At 72.7% G+C, this 20,483-nt stretch carries 20 protein-coding genes; 16 read left to right on the top strand and 4 right to left on the bottom strand.

Features of this window, described 5'->3' with window-relative positions; genetic code table 11:
• Positions 1-174: 174 nt before the first annotated feature.
• From eccCa to DCI01S_RS05550, 6 genes are all read left to right on the top strand, one after another.
• Positions 175-4,245, top strand: a complete 4,071-nt coding sequence (eccCa, locus tag DCI01S_RS05525) for a type VII secretion protein EccCa (RefSeq protein ID WP_061228345.1) — start codon at positions 175-177, stop codon at positions 4,243-4,245.
• Positions 4,242-5,081, top strand: a complete 840-nt coding sequence (locus tag DCI01S_RS05530; protein WP_061228310.1) for a hypothetical protein — start codon at positions 4,242-4,244, stop codon at positions 5,079-5,081. The genes eccCa and DCI01S_RS05530 overlap by 4 nt, the downstream gene beginning before the upstream one ends.
• A 112-nt stretch (positions 5,082-5,193) precedes the next feature.
• The gene (locus tag DCI01S_RS05535) at positions 5,194-5,514 is read left to right on the top strand and encodes a WXG100 family type VII secretion target (protein ID WP_007628508.1); all 321 of its coding nucleotides are present in this window, start codon (positions 5,194-5,196) and stop codon (positions 5,512-5,514) included.
• 33 nt (positions 5,515-5,547) lie between these two features.
• A complete protein-coding gene (locus DCI01S_RS05540; RefSeq protein WP_061228311.1) occupies positions 5,548-5,841 on the top strand; it encodes a WXG100 family type VII secretion target in 294 nt (97 codons plus the stop codon).
• Positions 5,842-6,008: 167 nt separating this feature from the next.
• Positions 6,009-7,367 (top strand): NAD-dependent succinate-semialdehyde dehydrogenase, encoded by a 1,359-nt coding sequence (locus DCI01S_RS05545; protein WP_061228312.1) that lies wholly within the window; start codon positions 6,009-6,011, stop codon positions 7,365-7,367.
• Positions 7,368-7,415: 48 nt separating this feature from the next.
• A complete protein-coding gene (locus DCI01S_RS05550) occupies positions 7,416-8,288 on the top strand; it encodes a sulfurtransferase (RefSeq protein ID WP_061228313.1) in 873 nt (290 codons plus the stop codon).
• Between the two features lie 87 nt (positions 8,289-8,375).
• On the opposite strand, the gene DCI01S_RS05555 is transcribed toward DCI01S_RS05550, so the two are convergent.
• Positions 8,376-9,206 (bottom strand): HpcH/HpaI aldolase/citrate lyase family protein, encoded by an 831-nt coding sequence (locus tag DCI01S_RS05555; protein ID WP_061228314.1) that lies wholly within the window; start codon positions 9,204-9,206, stop codon positions 8,376-8,378.
• Positions 9,207-9,305: 99 nt separating this feature from the next.
• Entirely contained in the window at positions 9,306-9,701 is a 396-nt protein-coding gene (locus DCI01S_RS05560; RefSeq protein WP_061228315.1) for a VOC family protein, read from the bottom strand.
• Positions 9,702-9,832: 131 nt separating this feature from the next.
• Here DCI01S_RS05560 and DCI01S_RS05565 point away from each other — a divergent pair, with 131 nt between their 5' ends.
• Together DCI01S_RS05565 and DCI01S_RS05570 are read left to right on the top strand one after the other, a co-directional pair.
• Positions 9,833-10,885 (top strand): efflux ABC transporter ATPase subunit, DrrA-related, encoded by a 1,053-nt coding sequence (locus DCI01S_RS05565; protein ID WP_061228316.1) that lies wholly within the window; start codon positions 9,833-9,835, stop codon positions 10,883-10,885.
• Complete coding sequence (locus DCI01S_RS05570; protein WP_061228317.1) at positions 10,882-11,748, top strand: ABC transporter permease; 867 nt, start codon at positions 10,882-10,884, stop codon at positions 11,746-11,748. Before DCI01S_RS05565 ends, DCI01S_RS05570 begins: the two co-directional genes overlap by 4 nt.
• A gap of 51 nt (positions 11,749-11,799) precedes the next feature.
• On the opposite strand, the gene DCI01S_RS05575 is transcribed toward DCI01S_RS05570, so the two are convergent.
• Positions 11,800-12,312 (bottom strand): hotdog fold domain-containing protein, encoded by a 513-nt coding sequence (locus DCI01S_RS05575; protein WP_061228318.1) that lies wholly within the window; start codon positions 12,310-12,312, stop codon positions 11,800-11,802.
• A 26-nt stretch (positions 12,313-12,338) separates the two neighbouring features.
• Complete coding sequence (gene mftR, locus DCI01S_RS05580) at positions 12,339-12,977, bottom strand: mycofactocin system transcriptional regulator MftR (protein ID WP_061228319.1); 639 nt, start codon at positions 12,975-12,977, stop codon at positions 12,339-12,341.
• Positions 12,978-13,090: 113 nt separating this feature from the next.
• On the opposite strand from mftR, the gene mftA reads away from it, so the two are divergent.
• The 8 genes from mftA to mftG all read left to right on the top strand — a co-directional run bounded on the left by mftA (position 13,091) and on the right by mftG (position 20,445).
• Positions 13,091-13,177: a mycofactocin precursor MftA gene (gene mftA / locus DCI01S_RS17150; RefSeq protein WP_067716580.1), complete on the top strand. Its 87-nt coding sequence runs from the start codon at positions 13,091-13,093 to the stop codon at positions 13,175-13,177.
• Position 13,178: 1 nt separating this feature from the next.
• Entirely contained in the window at positions 13,179-13,505 is a 327-nt protein-coding gene (mftB, locus tag DCI01S_RS05585) for a mycofactocin biosynthesis chaperone MftB (protein ID WP_061228320.1), read from the top strand.
• On the top strand, positions 13,502-14,737 hold the full coding sequence (gene mftC, locus DCI01S_RS05590; protein WP_061228321.1) for a mycofactocin radical SAM maturase: 1,236 nt from the start codon (positions 13,502-13,504) through the stop codon (positions 14,735-14,737). Before mftB ends, mftC begins: the two co-directional genes overlap by 4 nt.
• Before the next feature lie 63 nt (positions 14,738-14,800).
• Positions 14,801-16,024 (top strand): pre-mycofactocin synthase MftD, encoded by a 1,224-nt coding sequence (gene mftD, locus DCI01S_RS05595; RefSeq protein WP_061228322.1) that lies wholly within the window; start codon positions 14,801-14,803, stop codon positions 16,022-16,024.
• A gap of 34 nt (positions 16,025-16,058) precedes the next feature.
• Positions 16,059-16,874 carry a mycofactocin-coupled SDR family oxidoreductase gene (locus DCI01S_RS05600; RefSeq protein ID WP_061228323.1) on the top strand — a complete coding sequence of 272 codons (816 nt, stop codon included), beginning with the start codon at positions 16,059-16,061 and terminating at the stop codon, positions 16,872-16,874.
• Positions 16,875-16,880: 6 nt separating this feature from the next.
• On the top strand, positions 16,881-17,606 hold the full coding sequence (mftE, locus tag DCI01S_RS05605) for a mycofactocin biosynthesis peptidyl-dipeptidase MftE (protein ID WP_106384950.1): 726 nt from the start codon (positions 16,881-16,883) through the stop codon (positions 17,604-17,606).
• Complete coding sequence (gene mftF, locus DCI01S_RS05610; protein ID WP_082767656.1) at positions 17,603-19,129, top strand: mycofactocin biosynthesis glycosyltransferase MftF; 1,527 nt, start codon at positions 17,603-17,605, stop codon at positions 19,127-19,129. Before mftE ends, mftF begins: the two co-directional genes overlap by 4 nt.
• The gene (gene mftG / locus DCI01S_RS05615) at positions 19,126-20,445 is read left to right on the top strand and encodes a mycofactocin system GMC family oxidoreductase MftG (RefSeq protein ID WP_082767657.1); all 1,320 of its coding nucleotides are present in this window, start codon (positions 19,126-19,128) and stop codon (positions 20,443-20,445) included. Before mftF ends, mftG begins: the two co-directional genes overlap by 4 nt.
• Positions 20,446-20,483 lie beyond the last annotated feature (38 nt).

The following is a 20,483-nucleotide window of genomic DNA, read 5'->3' on the forward strand; positions in this document are numbered from 1 at the left end:
TCGTTCCCGGTTGGTGCCCCCGCCAGGACGTGTACTGCCCTAACATCGCCACCCGATACGCCGATCATTGTCGGGGCGGAAGGGCGCTCGTGGGGGCCCCAACTCCCGGCGGCGCGCCGCGCGCCCGTCGGCAGTGGAGGGGACGATCGCAGATGACGCACACGGGTGCCGCTGATGGGTGACGTCGTGTTCGCGCGCGCCGAGAAGCTCGACGCCCCGCCCATACCCGGCGGCGAGATCGCGCTGCAGGCGCCGCCCGCCCTGCCGCGGCCGACCCCGCGTCCGCTCATCCAGATCGTGCTGCCGATCGTCCTGGTGGTGGCCGTGGGCGGGATGGTCGTGGTGATGATGCGCACGGGAATGATGCGCAACCCCGTGTTCATGCTCTTCCCCGTGATGATGGCCGTCTCGGCGGTGGGCATGCTCGCCGGCACGCTGACCGGCGGGAGCAAGACCGCCGAGACGGACGAACTGCGCAAGGACTACCTGCGCTACCTCGGTCAGACCAGGGACATCGTCCGTGAGACCGCGGCCGCGCAGCGGGCGGCCGCACTGTGGCGCCACCCGGACCCCGTCGAGCTGCCCGCGCTCGTCGGTACGCCCCGCATGTGGGAGCGCGACGAGTCGGATCCCGACGACCTCACCATCCGCGTGGGCCCCGGCCGCCAGTCGCTCGCGACCCGGCTCGAGGCCCCGGACGCCGGTCCCGTCGACGACCTGGAGCCGGTGTCGGTGGTGAGCATGCGACGCTTCGTCCGCGTGCACTCGGTGGTCGACGAGCTGCCCGTCGCGCTGGAACTGCGCGCGTTCGCCGCCCTGTCCCTCGACGGCGACGTCGACCGCGTACGCGCCGCCGTACGCGCCATGATCGCCGGCCTCGTGGTGGCCCACGGTCCCGACCGGGTCCGCGTCGCGGTGGCCGCGAGCGAGGGCGACGCCCGCCGGGCCTGGGAGTGGCTCAAATGGCTCCCGCACCACGAACACCCCGTCTACACCGACGGCGGCGGGCGGGTCCGGCTCACCGAGTTCTCGCTCGCCGGGGTCGAGTCGATGCTCGGGACCGACCTCTCGGACCGTCCCGCCTTCTCCCCGAGCGCGGCCGGTGTCCCGGGGCGGGCGCACCTCGTCGTCGTCGTCGACGGGGTCGGCGTCACCGGCGCCGAGCGTCTCCTGGCCGAGGACGGTCTCGACGGCGTCACGGTGCTCGAGGTCTCCGGCAGCCGCGCCGGGCAGCTGCGCGACCTCGCGCTGCGCCGGGGTCTGTGCATCCGCGTCGACGATGATCGTGTGGCGCGCGTCCGCACCGAGGCGGGGGAGGAGGAGGTCGCGTGTGTCGACGCGATGAGCCCGCCGGAGGCCGAACGCCTGGCCATGGCGCTGTCGCGCTACCGGCCCGCCGACACGGTGACCCACGCCGACGGCTCCACCTCGACCCGCCGCGCGCCCGGCCTGCCCGACCTGCTGGGGATCGGCGTGGCCACCCAGGTCGACCCGGCGGTCGCGTGGCGACGCCGCGGCGAGCGCGACCGGCTGCGCGTGCCCGTGGGGGTTAGTCCTGACGGCGCGCCTGTGGAGCTGGACCTCAAGGAGGCAGCTCACGGTGGCATGGGTCCGCACGGGCTGTGCATCGGCGCGACCGGATCCGGCAAGTCCGAGTTTTTGCGCACCCTCGTGCTGGGCCTCGTCGCCACCCACGACCCCGATTCGCTCAATCTCGTGCTGGTGGACTTCAAGGGCGGCGCCACGTTCCTCGGGCTGGAGTCGCTGGCGCACGTCGCCGCGGTCATCACCAACCTGCAGGCCGAGGTCACCATGGTGGACCGCATGCGGGACGCCCTCGAGGGGGAGCTCACCCGGCGCCAGGAGGTGCTCCGCGCGGCCGGCAATTACTCGAACGTCGCGGAGTACGAGGCCGCCCGCGCCAAGGGCGCCCCGCTGGACCCGCTCCCCGCGCTGGTGATCGTGGTCGACGAGTTCTCCGAACTGCTGTCCTCCAAGCCCGAGTTCGCCGAGCTGTTCCTCACGATCGGGCGCCTCGGGCGGTCCCTGCACATCCACCTGCTGCTCGCCTCCCAGCGCCTCGAGGAGGGACGGCTGCGCGGGCTGGACAGCCACCTGTCCTACCGGATCGCGCTCAAGACGTTCTCGGCCACCGAGTCCCGCACGGTTCTGGGCGTGACCGACGCCTACCACCTGCCCGCGACCCCGGGCGCCGGCTACCTCAAGGTGGACGCCGGCGACCCGGTGCGGTTCGACGCCGCCTATGTCTCCGGTCCGTACACCGAGGACCGACGCCTCGACGGTTCCACGGTGGCCATGGTCGCCGCCCGGGCCGCGGTGCGGCCGTTCACCGCCTGGTACATGCCGGTGCCGACCCCACCGGTGGTGATCGGAGGCGACGACGAGGAGGACCTCGTTCCCGGCGACGCCGCGGACGCCGACGGCGCGGGGGAGTCGGCGAGCCTGCTCGACGTCCTGGTGGGCCGACTCGCCGGGCACGGCCGACCCGCGCACGAGGTGTGGCTGGCCCCGTTGGGGGAGGGCGCCCCGCTGGACTCGGCCGTGGGCACCGAACCGACGGGCACCGAACCGACGGGCACCGAGCCGACCGGCTCGGACCCGGCGGGGGCCGCGATCGCGGCCGTCCGGCCGGTCGGGCTGCGGTTCCCGCTCGCCGAGGTGGACCTGCCGTTCGAGCAGCGCCGCGACACCTGGTACGTGGACCTGTCCGGGGCCGACGGCAACGTCGCCGTCGTCGGCGGCACCCGCTCCGGCAAGTCGACGACGCTGTGCACCCTCGTGCTGTCCGCGGCCGCGACCACCGAGCCCGACCGGCTGTCGGTATACGTCGTGGACCTCGGCGGCGGACTGCTGCAGTCAGTCGCGGACCTGCCGCACGTGGGCGGGGTCGCCCGCCGCGGCGAGGAGGAGAGAATCCGGCGCACGATCGCCGAGGTGGACGCCGAGCGTCGTCGTCGCGAGACCGCCTTCCACGAGGCGGGTATCACCTCCGTCGACCAGGCGCGCCGTCGGGAGATCGACCGGAACGGGCGCCCCGTGGCGGAGTACCCCGACGTCCTTTTGGTACTCGACGGATGGCAGGCCCTGCGCACCGAGTTCGAGGACCTCGAGGCCGTGGTCCTGGGCCTGGCCGCGGACGGGCTGTCCTATGGGATCCACGTGGTGTTGTCCGCCTCCCGCTGGGCGGACCTGCGGCCGGCGCTGCGCGACGCCCTCGGTACCAGGGTCGAGCTGCGCCTGGGTGATCCCACCGATTCCATGATCGACCGGCGCGCGGCGATGACGGTCCCGGCCGCCCCGGGGCGGGGACTCACCCGCACCCGCGATCACATGCTGGTCTACCAGCCCCGGCTCGACGGTCGGGTCGACCCGGAGGGTATGGCCGACGCGACCGCCGAGGCCTCGCGTCACCTCGCCCGGCGGTGGCGCGCCCGGGTGGGCGACGTCGGCGCCGCCCCCGTCCGGATGCTGCCCGAGGTGCTGCCCTACGCGCAGGTCGCGAGCCTGGCCCGTCCCGACGCCGACGGTCGTCGCACCCGCCTCCCGCTCGGCGTGGACGAGGCCGACCTCACGGTGGTCTACGCCGACCTGGAGGGCGACCCGCTCATGCTGGTGCTGGGCGACTCGGAGTGCGGGAAGACCTCCCTTCTGCGGTCGCTGTCCCGCGGGCTGGTCGCGGGGAACACCCCCGAACACGCCAAGCTCATCGTGGTGGACTACCGGCGCACGATGCTCGGCGAGGTCACCGGGGACCACCTCGCGGGATACGCGCCCACCGAGACGGCCCTCGTGCCCATGGTCGAGCACCTGGCGCAGGTCCTCGACGAGCGCATGCCCGGCGCCGACGTCACGGCCGAGGAGCTGCGCGCGCGGTCGTGGTGGAGCGGACCCAGGATCTACCTCCTCGTCGACGACCTCGACCTCGTCATCACGGGAGGGGGCAACCCGCTGCAGCCCCTGGCGCGCTTCCTGCCGCACGCCCGGGACATCGGCCTGTCGGTCGTCCTGGCCCGGCGCAGCGCCGGCGCCTCGCGCGCGCTGTTCGACCCGTTCGTCGCCCGGATCCGCGACCTGGGCGGCGCGGGTCTCGTCATGTCCGGCAGCCGCGAGGAGGGGCCGCTGCTCGGAGGGGTGCGACCCGGCCCGCTGCCCGCGGGGCGGGGACGGCTCGTCACCCGCGACGGCGGCGTGCGGCTGGTCCAGACCGCCCTGTCCGAACCGTGACCGACGCGCGCGCGGCGACCCTGGCCGTCGACCTGTCCTGCTCGGGGCTGGCCGTCGCGGCGGCGTCCGCCTCGGCGGTGCTGTCCCCGGTGGTCGCCCCCGCCTCCGTCCTCGCCGGCCTCGACGGATCGGCGCTCCCGCCCGGTGGCGACCGCATCGAGTGCTCGGATCGGGCCGACGAGGCCGCCGCCCGCTTCCCGGCCCGGTGCCTCGCGGACCCGGTCGCCCACGCACACCGCGACCGCGTGGACGTCGCCGGCCTCTCCGTGCCGGTCTCCGAACTCCTCGCGGCCCCCGTCGCGCGCGCACTGCGCTGGGCCGGGGCCTCAGCCGGCGACAATGACGGTGACGGCGACGCCGCCGTGCTGGTGGTGCCCAGCGACTGGGGGACGAGCCGCACCACCCGGCTCGTGGCCGCCGCCCGGGACGTGGGGGTCGCCGCCCGCGTGGTCCGCTCAGCCCTGGTCACGGCCGAGGCGCTCCCGTCGTCGTCGGCGCGCTGGGCGGTGTGCGTGGAAGCCTCCCGCACACGCACCACGGTCTCACTCGTCGAACGTGCGCGCGGCGGACTGACCCTGGTCGACCGCGCCGTGGTGCAGCGCCGCGACCCGTTCCGCGACACCGCCGCCGACGACGAGGTGCCGCGCATCCTCGACGCGGTCACCGGCCTGAGGCGCCGGCGGCGCGAGGCGGCCACCGGGTCCGCGGAGGTCCTCGTGCGCGGACGGGTCGCCGAGCGGGTCGTGGACGCGTGCGACCGGGCCCGCCTGCTGTCGTTCGTCGTACCCGAGGTCGCGCCGGTCGAGGCGGCGGCCCGGCTCTACGCCACCTCCTGACGAGCCCGACGGAGATTTTCCCGATCCCGTGGAACCGAACGACCTCCCGGCCGCGTCGAACACTGTGACGGACCCAGAAGGGGAGTCCGCAGCGACCACAGGGGAGGACGAGATGACCGGGTTCAACACCCACATCGGGACCATGGACACGGCGGCCAGGAGGGTCGACGACGTGAACCTCGAGATCGACCGGCTGCTCGGCACCGTGCGGGACTCGGTGTCCCAGCTCGGCGGCTCGGTGTGGCGCGGCGCCGCGCAGGCACGCTTCACCCAGATCATGACCGAGTGGCAGCAGCAGAGCGCCAAGCTCAACAACGCCCTCGCCGGGATCTCGGAGACGATGCGGACCAACAGCTCGTCGTTCGACGCCGCGGACCAGGACTCGGCCGCCCTCATCACCCGGGCCGGCGGCACCGGCCCGCTCAACCTCTGATCGCCGACACCACCACCACCGGAAGGGACCGTCATGACCTCTGGACAGATCACCTACAACCACGGCCCGATCGAGGCCCTCGTCGGCCAGGTCGCGCAGGCGTCCACCAGCCTGCGCACCACCCTCGACGACCTCAAGGCCTACCTCGCCCCGCTGGTCGCCGAGTGGGAGGGCGACGCCGCGGTCGCCTACCAGGCGCACCAGAACGACTGGGACCAGGCCGCGGCAGCGCTGCAGGCGATGCTCGCCGAGATCTCCCGCGCCGCCGCCCAGGGCAACGAGGGCATGGCCGACGCGGATCGTCGTGCCGCTCAGGGCTGGAGCTGATCCACCGGCCCCGACACCCACGTCCGACCTCCCGCGACCCCGCCCCGCACCACCGCGGCGGCGGGGTCGGGGCGCACCGACCGGATGCAACGGTCCCACCCCCCGCCTACCGTCGCGGGACACGACCGGGTACCACCACCGGCCGCCGCGAGAAGAGGGAGGACCGCATGTACGTCACGCACGACCCGTCCACCGGTCGGACCGACCGCGAGTACGAGCAGATCCGCGACGTCGACGGCGTCCTGGACACCGTCACCGGGGGATTCGCCACCTGGCGCGCCACCGACGTGGCCGAGCGGGCCCGCATCCTGGTGGCGATCGCCGACGCCTTCGACGAGCACCGCGAGGAACTCGGTAAGGCGATCACCACCGAGATGGGCAAGCTGCCCGACCAGGCGCAGGGCGAGGTGGAGCTCGCGGCGTCGATCTACCGCTGGTACGGCGAGCACGGTCCCGCCCTCCTGGAGCCCGAGTCGCTGGACGTGCCCGAGGCGCGTCTCAACCGGGTCACCTACGAGCCCGTCGGGCCGCTGGTGGGGATCATGCCGTGGAACTACCCCTACTACCAGGTCGCTCGGTTCGCCGCGCCCAACCTGCTGCTCGGCAACACCGTCGTGCTCAAGCACGCGAGCATCTGTGCCCGCTCGTCCGCGGCCATCGAGAAGGTGCAGCGCGCGGCGGGCCTACCCGAGGACGTCTTCGTCAACGTCTACGCCTCCAGCGACACGGTCGCCGAGATGATCGCCGACCCGCGGATCAAGGGCGTCTCCCTCACCGGGAGCGAGGGAGCCGGCGCCGCGGTGGCCACGGTGGCCGCGGAGAACCTCAAGCCCAGCGTGCTGGAGCTCGGCGGGTCCGACCCGCTCATCATCCTCGACGCCGACGATCTCGACGAGCTCACCGAGACCGTGGGTCGGGCGCGGCTGTCGAACTGCGGGCAGGCGTGCAACTCGCCCAAGCGGATCTTCGTCCCGACGCAGCTCGAGGAGGACTTCCTCGGCCGGCTGAAGAACCTCTACGAGGAGCTGACCGTCGGGCCCGCCGCCGACGAGGGCACCGAGCTCGGGCCCCTGTCGTCGGAGGACGCCCGCGACGACGTCGTCGAGCAGGTCGAGACGGCCGTCCGGCAGGGCGCGACGCTCGTCACGGGCGGCGCGGCGATCGACCGGCCCGGCGCGTTCATGCAGCCCACCATCCTCACCGGCATCACCGAGGAGATGGACGCCTACCGCGAGGAGATCTTCGGCCCCGTCGCGATGGTGTACACCTACGACTCGATCGACGAGGCGGTGCGGATCGCCAACGACACGCCCTTCGGGCTCTCCGGATCCGTGTGGGGCACCGACACCGAGCGCGCCTCCGAGGTGGCGGAGCGGCTCGAGGTGGGCATGGCCTACGTCAACGAACACGGCACCACCCTCCCGGGGCTACCGTTCGGCGGCGTCAAGCGCTCCGGATACGGCCGCGAACTGGGACGATGGGGCCTGACCGAGTTCGCCAACGTCCGGCTCCAGCGCGTCAGCTGAACAGATCTGTCTATTCTCGGGGGGCGTACCCCATCGAAAGGACGAGACATGACGACTCCGCTCACCGTGAGCCCCGAGTGGCTGCACGACCACCTGGGTGAGGCCGACCTCGTCGTCGTCGACGCCACGACCCACCTGACCGCCGACGCGGACGGCACCCCACGCCCGGTCTCGGGCCTCGAGACGTACCGGCCCGAGCACATCCCCGGTGCCCTGTTCGCCGACCTGCTCGGCGACTTCGCGGACCCGTCCAGCCCCCTGCCCGCCACCGCGCCGGATCACGAGCGCTTCGCGGCCGCCGCGAGCGGGCTCGGCATCGGGGACGGCGCGACCGTGGTGGTCTACGACCAGCACGAGGGGTTCTGGGCCACCCGGTTCTGGTGGCACCTGCGCTTCGAGGGATTCGACGACGTCGCGGTCCTCGACGGCGGCCTACCGGCGTGGAAGGCCGCGGGCTACGAGGTCACCGACGAGATCGCGGTGCCGACGCCGCGCACCTTCACGGGCGTCCGTCGGCCGGAACTGATCCGGTCCACCGAGGACGTGACCGCGGCCCTCGACGACGAGAACACGATCCTCGTCAACGTCCTCGACGAGGCCACGTACCGCGGCGCCGTCGCCTCGTACGGGCGTCCCGGCCACATCCCCGGCAGCATCAACCTGCCGGTGGCCCGCCTCCGGGACCCCGAGACCGGCACGCTGCGTCCGCTCGAGGAACTGCGCGCCGAGTTCGAGGCGGCCGGGCTGCTCGACGAGGACCGCACGGTCGTCACCTACTGCGGTGGCGGGATCGCGGCCACCGGGGTCGCCCACGCGCTGGCGCTGGCCGGCCGCGAGGACGTGGCGGTGTACGACGGGTCGATGACCGCGTGGGCCGGCGATCCCGGCCTCCCGCTGGTCACCGGCGACTCGCCCCGCTGACCGCCCCGGAGCGACGACAGGGCCCCGGCCGCACCCGCGGCCGGGGCCCTGTCACGTCCGCGACGCGCCAGGCGTCCGCGGTTTCCGTCAGCGCGCGACGGCGTACGCCTGCGCGAGCCGGGCGATCTTCTGCGCGCGGGCCAGACGCGGCAGGTCGGAACCGTCGCGGCAGCGCTCGCCGCCGTTCCCGAGTTCGTCGATGACCGACTCGGCCCACGAGACGTCCGCGGCGGAGGGGGAGAGGACCTCGTTGATGTACGGCGCCTGGTCGACCCGGAGACACAGCTTGCCGGTCATGCCCATCTCGACGGCGTGCTCCGCCGCGTCCATGAGGACCCGGGTGTCGTTGGAGATGGTCGGCCCGTCGATCGGCGGGGCGACGCGCGCGATCCGGCTGGCCACCACGAACTGCGAGCGCGTGTAGGCCAGGGCGATCTGAGAGGACCCGATCCCGGTGTCGCGGCGGTAGTCCCCGACGCCGAACGCCAGGCGCACGACCTGGTCGGTCTTGGCGATCTCCGCCGCCTGTGCCAGGCCGTCCGCGGACTCGACCAGGGCGACGATCGGGGTGCCCTCGGCCAGGCGGGCCGCGGTGAGGGCGACGTGCTCGGCGTTCTCGGTCTTGGCCAGCATCACTCCGTCCAGCCCGGGGCAGTGGCCCAGAGCCATGAGGTCCTTCTCCCACTCCGGCGAACGGACGTCGTTGATGCGGATCCACGCGTGGTTGCCCGCCTCGAGCCACTGGCGCACTTCACGGCGCGAGCGTTCCTTCTCGGACTGCCGCACCCCGTCCTCGACGTCGAGGACCACCACGTCCATCTCGGAGTCCACGGCGTCGTCGAAACGCTCGGACTTGTCCGCGGGCAGCAGGAGCCACGAACGGGCGATGGTCGGCGGGATGGTCGACTGGGGGCTCACGGGTACCGGTCATCCTTTGGTCGTGGGGGCGTCGGAAGGCGCTGGCGCGGCCTCCCCACGATACGTCGACGAGCCGGGTACGGCTCCGGCGACCGGACCTCAGACGTCCGCGGCGGTGACGAGTTGGACGAGGTTGCCGCAGGTGTCGTCGAGGATCATCGTCCACACCGGACCCGCCTCGGTGGGCGGCTGCACGATCCGCGCGCCCCGTTCCTGCAGCTCGGCATGCGCCCGGTGGATGTCGTCCACCTCGAACTGGGCGGCGGGGATGCCGTCGGCGTGCAACGCGGTGGCGTAGGCCCGGGCGGCGGGGTGCTGATCGGGCTCGAGCAGCAACTGGGTGCCGTTCGGGTCACCCGGGTCGACCACCGTGAGCCAGCGGAAGTCGCCTGCGGGGAAGTCGTGTTTGTGGACGAACCCCAGGACCTCGGTGTAGAAGGTGAGCGCACGCGACTGGTCGTCGACGTGGACGGAGGTGATGGCTATGCGGGGCATGGAACGACGGTAGGTCGGTCGGGGCTCGTCGGCATCCGATCCGGCGCCGCGGACCGCATTGCTGACAGGATCTGTCCGCACGGCGCGGCGGGACTGTTGACTACTCCACGGGTGGAGGCCACCCTTTGAGGGTGAGTACCCGATCCACGTCCGCACCGGCGATCGAGGCCGAACACCTCGTCAAGCGATTCGGTGACTTCACCGCTGTCGACGACATCTCGTTCACCGTCCCCACCGGGACGGTCCTCGGATTGCTCGGCCCGAACGGTTCCGGCAAGACCACCACGATCCGGATGATGACCACCCTGAGTCCGCCGACCTCGGGAACCGCCCGGGTGGCCGGCCACGACGTCGTCTCCGAACCCGCACTGGTGCGCAAGAAGATGGGGTTGACCGCCCAATCGGCGACGGTGGACGAACTGCTCACCGGGCGGGAGAATCTCCGGCTAGTCGGTGACCTGTACGGGCTGCCGAAGAAGGCGGTGAAGGCGCGGGCGGACGAACTGCTGGAGAAGTTCTCGCTCACCGAGGCGGCGACCCGCGTCGCCAAGAGCTACTCCGGCGGGATGCGGCGCCGCCTGGACCTGGCGGCCAGTCTCGTGGCGGCCCCGCCGGTGCTGTTCCTCGACGAGCCGACCACCGGTCTGGACCCACGGTCGCGCAACGAATTGTGGGACGTGTTGCGCGGACTGGTCCGTGACGGCACCACGCTGCTGCTCACCACCCAGTACCTCGACGAGGCCGATCAGCTCGCCGACCGGGTGATCGTGATCGACCACGGACGCGTCATCGCGGAGGGCACGCCGCTGCAGCTCAAGGATCGCTCGGGGGTGGCGAGTCTGGTGATCACGGTGTCGCGTCCGGAGGACGTCGACGAAGCCGCGCGGGTGCTGACGACCCGGATCGCCGACTTCCACGTCGACCGGGACGCGCGCCGCCTCACCGCGCCGTCGGAAGGTGTCTCCGCGCTCGCGGGGATCGCCGCGGCGTTCACCGAGGCCGGTATCGAGCTGGACGACATCGGCCTGCAGCGCCCGAGCCTGGACGACGTCTTCCTCTCGTTGACGGGGCGTAAGGCGGAGGACCCCCGACTCGAGTCCGGCGGAGACGACACCGCCCGATCCGACACCGCCCGATCCGAGACCGCCAGTCTCGGCACCACCGAGGAGGAGTACCGGGTATGAGCACCGTCGCGGACCCCGCCGTGGGAACCACCAGCGCGGACGGCTTCGTCGTCCCGGCCCGCCCGGACGGCCCGTCGTTCGGCCGGCAGGTCTCGGCGCTGGTGCGCCGCAATCTGTTCCACATCCGGCGGCAGCCGGAGAACCTCGCGGACGTCACCATCCAGCCGGTGATGTTCGTGCTGCTGTTCGCGTACGTCTTCGGCGGTGCGATCGCCGTGGCGGGGAGCGGGAACTACCGCGAGTGGCTGCTTCCCGGGATCATGGCGCAGACCATGGCGTTCTCGTCGTTCGTCGTGGCCTCGGGACTGTGCAACGACCTCAACAAGGGCATCATCGACCGTTTCCGGACGCTGCCCATCCAGCGGGCGTCCATCCTCATCGCGCGGAGCGCGTCGAGCCTCATCCACTCCTCGATCGGCGTCGTGGTCATGTCGTTGACGGGCCTCATCGTGGGGTGGCGGATCCGCAGCGGGATCATCGACGCGCTGCTCGGATACCTCATCCTGCTGGGCTTCGGCTTCGTCATGATCTGGATCGGCATCGTCGTCGGTTCGCGGCTCAAGACGATCGAGGCGGTGAACGGCGTCATGTTCACCACGACGTTCCCCATCACGTTCGTCGCCAACACCTTCGCCCCGCCGGAGTCGATGCCCGTGTGGTTGCGGGCGATCGCGGAGTGGAACCCGCTCTCCTCGGTGGTGCAGGCGATGCGGGAACTCTGGGGCAACGCCCCGGCCGTCGGCCCGGACGCCGCCCTCCCGCTGCAGCACCCGGTGCTGGCGTCACTGCTGTGGATCGTCGGCCTGACGGTGGTGATCGCCCCGATAGCGATCAAGGCCTTCGACGCCCGCACCCGCGATTAGCGCGCCGGTCAGCCCGCCGACGAGCCCGCCGACGGGAGAGCCGGTACCGTCTCAGCGCTTCTTCCTGGGCGAGACGCGGATGGTGATCGAGCCGGTGATGGGCTCGACCCCCGCGTCGTCGACGAACCGCAGGGGCACCTCGACGTCCTGCCCGGTGGTGATCGACGCGAAGTCGGGCAGCTCGGTCCACTCGGCCGTGACGGTCATCCCGCCCGTCGACTTGGCGGGGTAGCGCACGTTCATGCCCACGGGGATCCATCGGTGGGTGGCGGGAACCGTGGCCTCGGCGAGCATGCCCATGGCCATCTCGGCGAGGTTGCACGCCGCGATCACGTGGAAGGTGCCGATGTGGTTGCGGTTGCCCCACCAGCCGGGTCCGCGGACGACGCAGCGGCCCGGTCGGAGTTCGACGACGTGCGGGTACGCGGTGCGGAAGTACGGGGCCTTGAGGCTCACCGCCGCGCTGAACAGGCGGGAGCCGAACGGGAGCCGGGTGGCGGTCTTCCACAGCCGGTAGGTGGAGGTGTCGGTGTGGTGGGTGGGGGAGGTGTCGGAGTGGGTCACGACGACGAGGTTACCCGCCGGTAAGTTCAGCGCGGTCGCCCACCGGGCTCGAACGCGTCCTCTCGGGCGAGGATCTGCGTCCCGTGACGCAGGAGCTCGTGGAGGCGATCCTGGTCGGCTCCGGGCTCGGCCACCCACAGGCGGTAGGCGGACAGTGCGATCCCCAGCGCGGCGTGCGCGGTCGCGGCGGGCACGAGATCGTCCACCGTCTGGCCGAGCCTGGCGGCGACGAACCCGGCCACGGCCCGGCGCCAGTCGGCGTACACGAGGGTCGAGTGCGCCTGCAGTTCGTCCACGCCGAGCAGGAGGCGCATCCGTAGTCGGTGCGCTTCCGTTTGCTCGCGCGGGAACGTGTTGAACGCGATGAGGGCGTCCGCCAGCGCGTCGCGCAGCGGCGTGTTCTCTGGGACGCCGTCCAGGTACCCCAGCATGAGGTCGATCTGCTCGTCGAACTCGCCCCAGGCGATGGCGGCCTTGCCGGGGAAGTAGCGGAACAGGGTGCGGCGGGAGATGTGCGCGGCCTCGGCGATCTGGTCGACGCTGGTCGCGTCGTAGCCCTGCCGGGCGAACAGGTCGAGGGCCACGTCGACGATGGAGGCGCGCGTGGTCGACGGCCGACGTCCCGGGGGCCGTGTCTCGGTTCCGGGCATTTCCGGCATTCCCATGACACGAGAGCCTAGATGAGTGACTCTTGCCACTGGCACTAAGTGCCAATATGATGCAGATCTCACCGGAAACCGGTGGGATGTCGCTGGAGTGCCAGACGAAAGGACACGTCATGGAGAACACGCAGAACACCGAGGTCGTGCTGGAGGAGGCCCTCATCGAGGAGGTCTCCATCGACGGCATGTGTGGGGTCTACTGAGATGACCTCCGCAGCAGCGCCGGCCGACGCCGAGCAGTCAGCCGCCCCGGCGGAATTCGACCTCGACGCCGGCTGGCGCCTGCACCCCGGCGTGGCGCTCCGGCCCGAGCCGTTCGGGGCACTGCTCTACCACTTCCACACCCGCAAGCTCAGCTTCCTCAAGTCGCCGACCATCGTCGAGGTGGTCAGCACCCTCGCCGACCACCCCACCGCGCGCGCCGCCTGTGCCGCCGCCGGGGTGTCGATCGATGATCCGGCGACAGCGCGGCTGTACCTGCACGCGCTCGGCCAGCTCGCCGCCTCGCGCATGATCGAGGAGACCTCATGACCAGCATGCTCGACCGTCCCGCCCCGGCGCCCGTCGGCCGCCTCGTCGACCAGTTCGAGCGTGGGCTCGACGCGCCGATCTGCCTGACCTGGGAACTCACCTACGCCTGCAACCTCGCCTGCGTGCACTGCCTGAGCTCCTCCGGTCGCCGTGACCCGCGCGAGCTCAGCACCGAGCAGTGCAAGTCGATCATCGACGAGCTGCAGAAGATGCAGGTCTTCTACGTCAACATCGGCGGAGGCGAGCCGACGGTCCGCTCCGATTTCTGGGAGCTGGTCGACTACGCCACCAGCCACCAGGTGGGCGTGAAGTTCTCCACCAACGGTGTCCGTATCGACGAGAAGGTCGCCAGGCGCCTGGCCGCGAGCGACTACGTGGACGTCCAGATCTCCATCGACGGTGCGACCGCGGAGGTCAACGACGCGGTCCGCGGCCCGGGGTCCTTCGACATGGCCTGCCGTGCGCTGCAGAACCTCAAGGACGCCGGCTTCACCGACGCCAAGATCTCGGTGGTGGTGACGCGCGAGAACGTCACCCAGCTGGACGAGTTCAAGGCGCTGGCCGACAAGTACGACGCGACCCTGCGCATCACGCGCCTGCGTCCGTCGGGCCGCGGCGCCGACGTGTGGGACGACCTGCATCCCCTGCCCGAGCAGCAGAAGGACCTGTACGACTGGCTGGTCGCGAACGGCTCCGATGTGCTTACCGGCGACAGCTTCTTCCACCTGACCCCCTTCGGTGAAGGACAGGCGCAGGGCTCGCTACCCGGGCTCAACCTGTGCGGCGCCGGCCGTGTGGTGTGCCTGATCGACCCGATCGGCGACGTCTACGCCTGTCCGTTCGCCATCCACGAGGAGTTCCTCGCCGGCAACGTCGTCGCCGACGGCGGGCTCGAGACGGTGTGGCAGACCTCGGAGTTGTTCCGTGAGCTGCGCGAGCCGCAGTCGGCCGGGGCGTGTGCGTCCTGCGACTTCTACGACAGTTGCCGGGGTGGCTGCATGGCGGCCAAGTTCTTCACCGGGCTGCCGATGGACGGCCCGGACCCCGAGTGCGTCCAGGGTTACGGAGAGGGATTGCTCGCGGCTGAGCGCAGCATCCCCGACCCCTCGCAGGACCACACGCGGCCCATGGGGCTCGCGGCGCGTAAGCAGCCCACCGGCCCGGTGCCGCTGACCCTCGTCACGACACCGCCGCGCAGGCCCACCAGCCTGTGCGACGAGTCCCCGATCTGAGCCGGCCCGCCCGGACGAACCCCGCTGGCCCGGACCAACCCCCTAGAAGGAGCAGCCACCACCGTGTCCCGCCTGTCGAAGATCGCCGAGGCCAACCCCTGGCGCCAGAACCCGTGGTTCGAGTCTGTCGCGGAGGCCCAGCGCCGCGCGAAGAAGAAGCTGCCCAAGAGCGTGTACATGGCGCTCGTCGGCGGCAGCGAGGCGGGGGTGACCATCCGCGACAACATGGACGCCTTCACCGAGCTCGAGCCCAAGCCCCACGTGATCGGCGCCAAGCAGGACCGTGACATGGCCACCACGGTGATGGGCCAGCCCATCAGCCTGCCGGTGATGATCTCGCCGACCGGTGTCCAGGCCGTCACGCCGGACGGCGAGGTGGATGTGGCCCGTGCCGCGGCCGCCCGCGGCACCGCGATGGGACTGAGCTCGTTCGCGTCCAAGCCGATCGAGGAGGTCATCGCGGCCAACCCGCAGACCTTCTTCCAGGTGTACTGGCTCGGCGGCAAGGAGAAGGTGCTGGAGCGGCTGGAGCGCGCCAAGGCCGCCGGGGCGGCGGGGGTCATCCTCACCACCGACTGGTCGTTCTCGATGGGCCGTGACTGGGGCAGCCCGGCCATCCCGGAGAAGCTCGATGCCAGGGCCATGATCACCCTCGCCCCGCAGATCGCCGTGCGTCCCCGCTGGGCCGCCGAGTGGGCCCGCGACGTGGTGGTCAACAAGCGGTTCCCCGATCTGACGACCCCCAACCTGGTGGGCAAGGGCGAGATGGGCCCGACGTTCTTCGGTGCCTACGGCGAGTGGATGGGCACCCCGCCGGCCACGTGGGAGGACATCGCCTGGGTCGTGGAGAACTACGACGGACCGGTCATGCTCAAGGGCATCATCCGGGTCGACGACGCCAAGCGGGCCGTCGACGCCGGGGTCACCGCGATCTCCGTCTCCAACCACGGCGGCAACAACCTCGACGCCACCCCGGCGTCCATCCGGTGCCTCGCGCCGATCGCCGACGAGGTGGGCGATCAGGTAGAGGTCCTGCTCGACGGCGGCATCCGTCGCGGTTCGGACGTGGCCAAGGCACTCGCGCTCGGTGCCCGGGCCGTGATGATCGGTCGCGCGTACCTGTGGGGGCTCGGGGCCAACGGCCAGGCGGGAGTGGAGAACGTCCTCGACATCATGCGTTCCGGACTCGACTCGAGCCTCATCGGGCTGAGCAAGTCCTCGATCTCCGAGCTGAACCGCGACGACTACGTCATCCCCGACGACTTCATGCGCCGTCTCGGCGTCTGACCCACCACCACGGAAGAGAAGGACACCCCCTGTAATGGGAGATTTCGACGGCAAGGTCGTCTACATCACCGGTGTGGCCCGCGGCCAGGGCCGCAAGCACGCGATCCGCTTCGCGCGCGAGGGCGCCAGGATCATCGGCCTGGACCTGTGTGACTCGCCGTCCGAGTACGTGAAGTACCGGGCCGCCACCGAGGACGACCTGGCCACCACCATCGAGCGCGTGGAGGCCGAGGGAGGGGAGATCCTCGCCGAGGTCGGTGACGTCCGCGACCTGGCGTTCCAGCAGGCCCTCGTGGCCCGCGGCTTGGAGCGCTTCGGTGGCCGCCTGGACGTGGTGATCGCCAACGCGGGCATCTGCAACTGGGGCAAGGTCTGGGAGCTCGACGAGCAGCAGTGGCAGGACACCCTCGACATCAACCTCACGGGGTACTGGAAGACGCTGCGTGCGGCGATCCCGCACATGCTCGACGCGGGTAACGGCGGCTCGATCATCCTGGTCAGCTCGGTGGCGGGCCTCAAGGCCATGCCGGTGCAGTCCCCGTACTCGGCCTCCAAGTACGGCGTGGTGGGCCTCGCGCAGACCGCCGCGAAGGAGCTCGGTGAGCACGGCATCCGGGTCAACACGATCCACCCCTACGGCGTGCGGACGCCGATGGGTGCCGAGGACCCCGACGCGCTCGAGGTGTTCAACAACATGCCGCAGTTCCTGCCGCATTTCACCCCGATCCTGGGCATGGGCATGGCCAGCACCGACGACATCTCCGACTCGGTGATGTTCCTCGCGTCGGACGCCTCGCGCACCATCACCGCCTCGACCTTCACCGTCGACATGGGCGCGATCAAGGTCTGACCCGACATGACGGGCGCGACCGGCGCGGACGGACGGCCGGGCGGCGGCGTGCTGGCGGTGCTGCCACTCGGGGCCACCGAGCAGCACGGTGCGCACCTGCCGCAGGAGACCGACACCCTCCTCGCGGAGGCCGCGGCCCGCGCCGTCGCCGACGCGGCGGCCGGTGCCACGGCCCACGCGGCGACCGGCGACAACGTCCGCGTGCTCCCGGCCCTGGCCTACGGCTCGAGCGGGGAGCACCAGTCGTTCGCGGGGACCGTCTCCATCGGGACCGGGGCGCTCGCCGAGGTGCTCCTCGAGCTGGGCAGGTCCGTGTCCTCGTGGGCGGACCGACTGCTCGTGGTCAACGGTCACGGCGGCAACGTCGACGCCCTCCGCCGCGCGGTCCCGCGGCTGCGCAGCGAGGGCCGCGACGCCGCCTGGCTGTCCTGCCGCACCGCCGAGGACGCCCGCGACACCCACGCCGGGCACGCCGAGACCTCGCTCATGCTGCACCTGCACGCGGACCTCGTCCGCACCGATCTCGCGACCCGGGGCTGTGTCCGGCCGCTGCCGCAGATCCTGCCCGCCGTGCGCGACGGCGGGGTCGCCGCGGTGAGCCCGTCCGGTGTCCTGGGGGATCCCACCACCGCCACGGCCGCGGACGGCGAGCGGCTGTGGGGTTCGCTGGTGGCCGACGCCCGCGCGCGCCTCGACGGGTGGCGCCCGGACGACGACGGGATGCTCCGATGAGACCAGCCGGACACCGTGCGCCCTCACCTGCCCCGCCCGCCGCACCCACCCCGCCCGCCACCGACCGGCCGCACGTGCTGCTCGACCGCCGGACCCGGATCCTGCGACGCGGCGGCGTCGTGCGCGTCCTGGGCGGCGACCCGGTCACGCTCATCACGCCCGCGCCGTCGGTGGCGGGCCTCCTGGACGGGGGCCGGGCCGTCGCGACGGACACTCCCGCGGGGGCCGCGCTCGCCCGCGCTCTCACCGATCGCGGGATGGCCCATCCCGCCGGCCCGGTGTCGGCGGACCGCCCGCTGGACGGCGTCGCCGTAGTGGTCCCCGTCCGTGACGACGCGGACGGGGTCGCCGCCCTCGCGCGGACCCTCGCCCCCGAACTCGCGCGCGGCGTCCACCTCGTCGTCGTCGACGACGGCTCCACCCCGCCGCTGACGGTGCCTCTCAGTCCCGCGCGGGCCCCCGATCCGCCCGTCACCGTCCTGCGCCACGACCGCTCCCGCGGCCCGGCGGCCGCGCGCAACGCCGGCACGTCCGCGGCGGTCGCTTCCGGCGCCGAGGTGGTGGTGTACCTCGACGCCGACGTCCTCCCACTACCGGGCTGGCTCGACATCCTCCTCGCCCGCCTCGACGATCCGCTGGTCGCGGCGGTCGCGCCGCGCGTCGTCGCCGCCGAGCCCGGCCGGTTCTGGGTGCGCGGCTACGAGACGGCGCGCTCGGCGCTGGACATGGGGCCCGAACCGGCGCGGGTGAGGCCGCGAACGCGCGTGGCGTACGTGCCCAGTGCCGCGCTCGCGGTCCGCCCCGACCGGCTGCCCCCGGTCCCGGCCGGAGGGGGCACCGGACCGTTCGACGAACGCATGCACGTCGCGGAGGACGTGGACCTGTGCTGGCGCATCGACGACGCCGGGGGCCGGATCCGCTACGAGCCCGCCGCCCGCGTCGCCCACCGCCACCGCACCGGGTTTCGCGCCCTGCTGACCCGCCGCGCCTACTACGGACGTGGAGCCGCACCTCTGGCAGCGCGGCACGGCGCCGACGTCGCGCCCGCCGTCGCCGCGCCGTGGTCGCTGGCCGTGGCGGTCGGGGTATGGAGCGCGAGCCCGCTCGGCACGGTGGTCGCGCTCGGCGCGGTGGCCAGGGCGTGGTGGCGGACGCGCGCGCTGACCGGCGACGGACGCGCGGCCGCCGAGCTCGTCGCCCGCGGCGCCGGGGCCTCGATCAGGCAGCTGCCGGAGGCGTTACTACGCCCGTATGGGCCGGTCACCGCGACCGCGCTGGCGCTCACCGCCGGGTCGCGGGGCCGGATCGCGCGGGCGCTGCGCCGGCGCCTCGCGGTCGCGGCCGCCGCGGAGGGGCTGTGGCACTGGTGGAGCGCGCGGGAACCGGGCCGATGGCCGGCCGACGAGCCGGTCGGGCACGTCCTGCTGCACCGCCTGGACGACCTGGCCTACGGCGCGGGGGTCTGGCGCTCTGCGGTGACGGAGCGCTCCCCGGCCGCCCTGCGCCCGGAACTCACGCGATGACCGGCGGCCCGGGCGGGGACGCCGATGTCGTGGTGGTCGGTGCGGGCGCCGCCGGGTGTGTGGTGGCCCGGCGGCTCGCCGACGCCGGCGCGGACGTCCTGTTGCTCGAGGCCGGTACGGCCGCCGCCACCCCGCTCGCGGGCCTGCTCGACATCGGCCCCGGCTCCCGCGTGGTCGCACGCCACCCCGCCACGCTCGGGGACACGGCCCTTGAGCTGCCCCGCGGCCGGGCGGTCGGCGGGTCGGGCGCGGTGAACGGGGGGTACTGCGCGCCGGCCCGGCCGGCGGATCTCGAGGCGTGGGGACAGGGCTGGCCCCGGCGCTACGCGGTGGGGTTGGCGCGGGCGGCCGAGCGCCTGCGCCCCCGCCTGGCGCCGATGGGGCCGGTCGCCGCGTGGGTCGCCGCCGCGTTCCCCGGACGCGTAGCGGCCGTCCCGCAGGCGCGCAGCGACGGGCGGAGGGTGACGGCGTTCGACGCGTGGGACCCCGCCGGCGCTGGCGTGCGGGTACGCACCGGTGCCGCGGTACGTGAACTGTCGTGGGCGGGCGGGGCCGTCGGCGGAACGGGAGGCGCCCGGCGGTGTGTGGGCGTGGTCCTCGACGACGACGAGGCGATCGCCGCCCGCCAGGTGGTGCTGTGCGCAGGGACGATCGGGACGACCGTTCTCCTGCTGGGCTCCGGCATCGACCGGGCCGGCGGGCACCCCGTGGGCCACAGGGTGCAGGAGCATCCCGAACTGTTGCTGGACGTGCCCGCGGGCTTGACCGCCGTGGCTGACGCCGGGCTAGGCGCGGGGGCGGGCGCCGGGCCCGACGCGGCCGGCGGGCTGCCGCCCCTGCTCTCCCACGTGGTGCGGCTCGACCTCCCTGTGCGGGAGCGCGGGTGGGTGCCGGAGATCGAGGTGCGCCCCTACGCGGTCCCGATGCACCGCGCGATCCCCGGCCTCGGCGAGGTGCCGCACCGTATCGGGGTGGCACTGATGAACCCCCTCGGACGGGGGCGGGTGCACGCCGACGGGAGCGTGGACCTCCCGGACGACCCGGGCGACGCGACGGCGCTGGCCGAGGCGACGGCGTTCGTGGCGGAACGCCTGGGCATCGACGGCACCGTCACCCGCTCGACCTCCCACCACCTGTCGGGCGCGGCGCGGGTCGGGGAGGTGCTCGACGACTCCGGTCGGGTGCTCGGGGTGGAGGGAGTGCGGGTGGCCGACGCGTCGGTCCTGCCGTCGCTGCCGCTATGCGGTCCGTATTACACCGTCCTGGCGGTGGCCGAGGACCTCGCCGCGCGGATGGTCGCCGAGCGGGCGTGGTAGAACACAGATAGAACACGTTCCACCGAGAGGGTGGGCGG

Source organism: Dietzia cinnamea NBRC 102147, assembly GCF_001571065.1.
GTDB classification, from domain to species: Bacteria; Actinomycetota; Actinomycetes; order Mycobacteriales; family Mycobacteriaceae; genus Dietzia; species Dietzia cinnamea.

Coding starts and splice junctions, on each gene's coding strand:
- eccCa (WP_061228345.1), top strand. CDS start 175: ATGGGTGACGTCGTGTTCGCGCGCGCCGAGAAGCTCGACGCCCCGCCC.
- DCI01S_RS05570 (WP_061228317.1), top strand. CDS start 10,882: ATGAGCACCGTCGCGGACCCCGCCGTGGGAACCACCAGCGCGGACGGC.
- DCI01S_RS05600 (WP_061228323.1), top strand. CDS start 16,059: ATGGGAGATTTCGACGGCAAGGTCGTCTACATCACCGGTGTGGCCCGC.
- mftC (WP_061228321.1), top strand. CDS start 13,502: ATGACCAGCATGCTCGACCGTCCCGCCCCGGCGCCCGTCGGCCGCCTC.
- DCI01S_RS05535 (WP_007628508.1), top strand. CDS start 5,194: ATGACCGGGTTCAACACCCACATCGGGACCATGGACACGGCGGCCAGG.
- mftG (WP_082767657.1), top strand. CDS start 19,126: ATGACCGGCGGCCCGGGCGGGGACGCCGATGTCGTGGTGGTCGGTGCG.
- mftF (WP_082767656.1), top strand. CDS start 17,603: ATGAGACCAGCCGGACACCGTGCGCCCTCACCTGCCCCGCCCGCCGCA.
- mftA (WP_067716580.1), top strand. CDS start 13,091: ATGGAGAACACGCAGAACACCGAGGTCGTGCTGGAGGAGGCCCTCATC.
- DCI01S_RS05540 (WP_061228311.1), top strand. CDS start 5,548: ATGACCTCTGGACAGATCACCTACAACCACGGCCCGATCGAGGCCCTC.
- mftR (WP_061228319.1), bottom strand. CDS start 12,977: ATGGGAATGCCGGAAATGCCCGGAACCGAGACACGGCCCCCGGGACGT.
- DCI01S_RS05550 (WP_061228313.1), top strand. CDS start 7,416: ATGACGACTCCGCTCACCGTGAGCCCCGAGTGGCTGCACGACCACCTG.
- mftE (WP_106384950.1), top strand. CDS start 16,881: ATGACGGGCGCGACCGGCGCGGACGGACGGCCGGGCGGCGGCGTGCTG.
- DCI01S_RS05560 (WP_061228315.1), bottom strand. CDS start 9,701: ATGCCCCGCATAGCCATCACCTCCGTCCACGTCGACGACCAGTCGCGT.
- DCI01S_RS05545 (WP_061228312.1), top strand. CDS start 6,009: ATGTACGTCACGCACGACCCGTCCACCGGTCGGACCGACCGCGAGTAC.
- mftB (WP_061228320.1), top strand. CDS start 13,179: ATGACCTCCGCAGCAGCGCCGGCCGACGCCGAGCAGTCAGCCGCCCCG.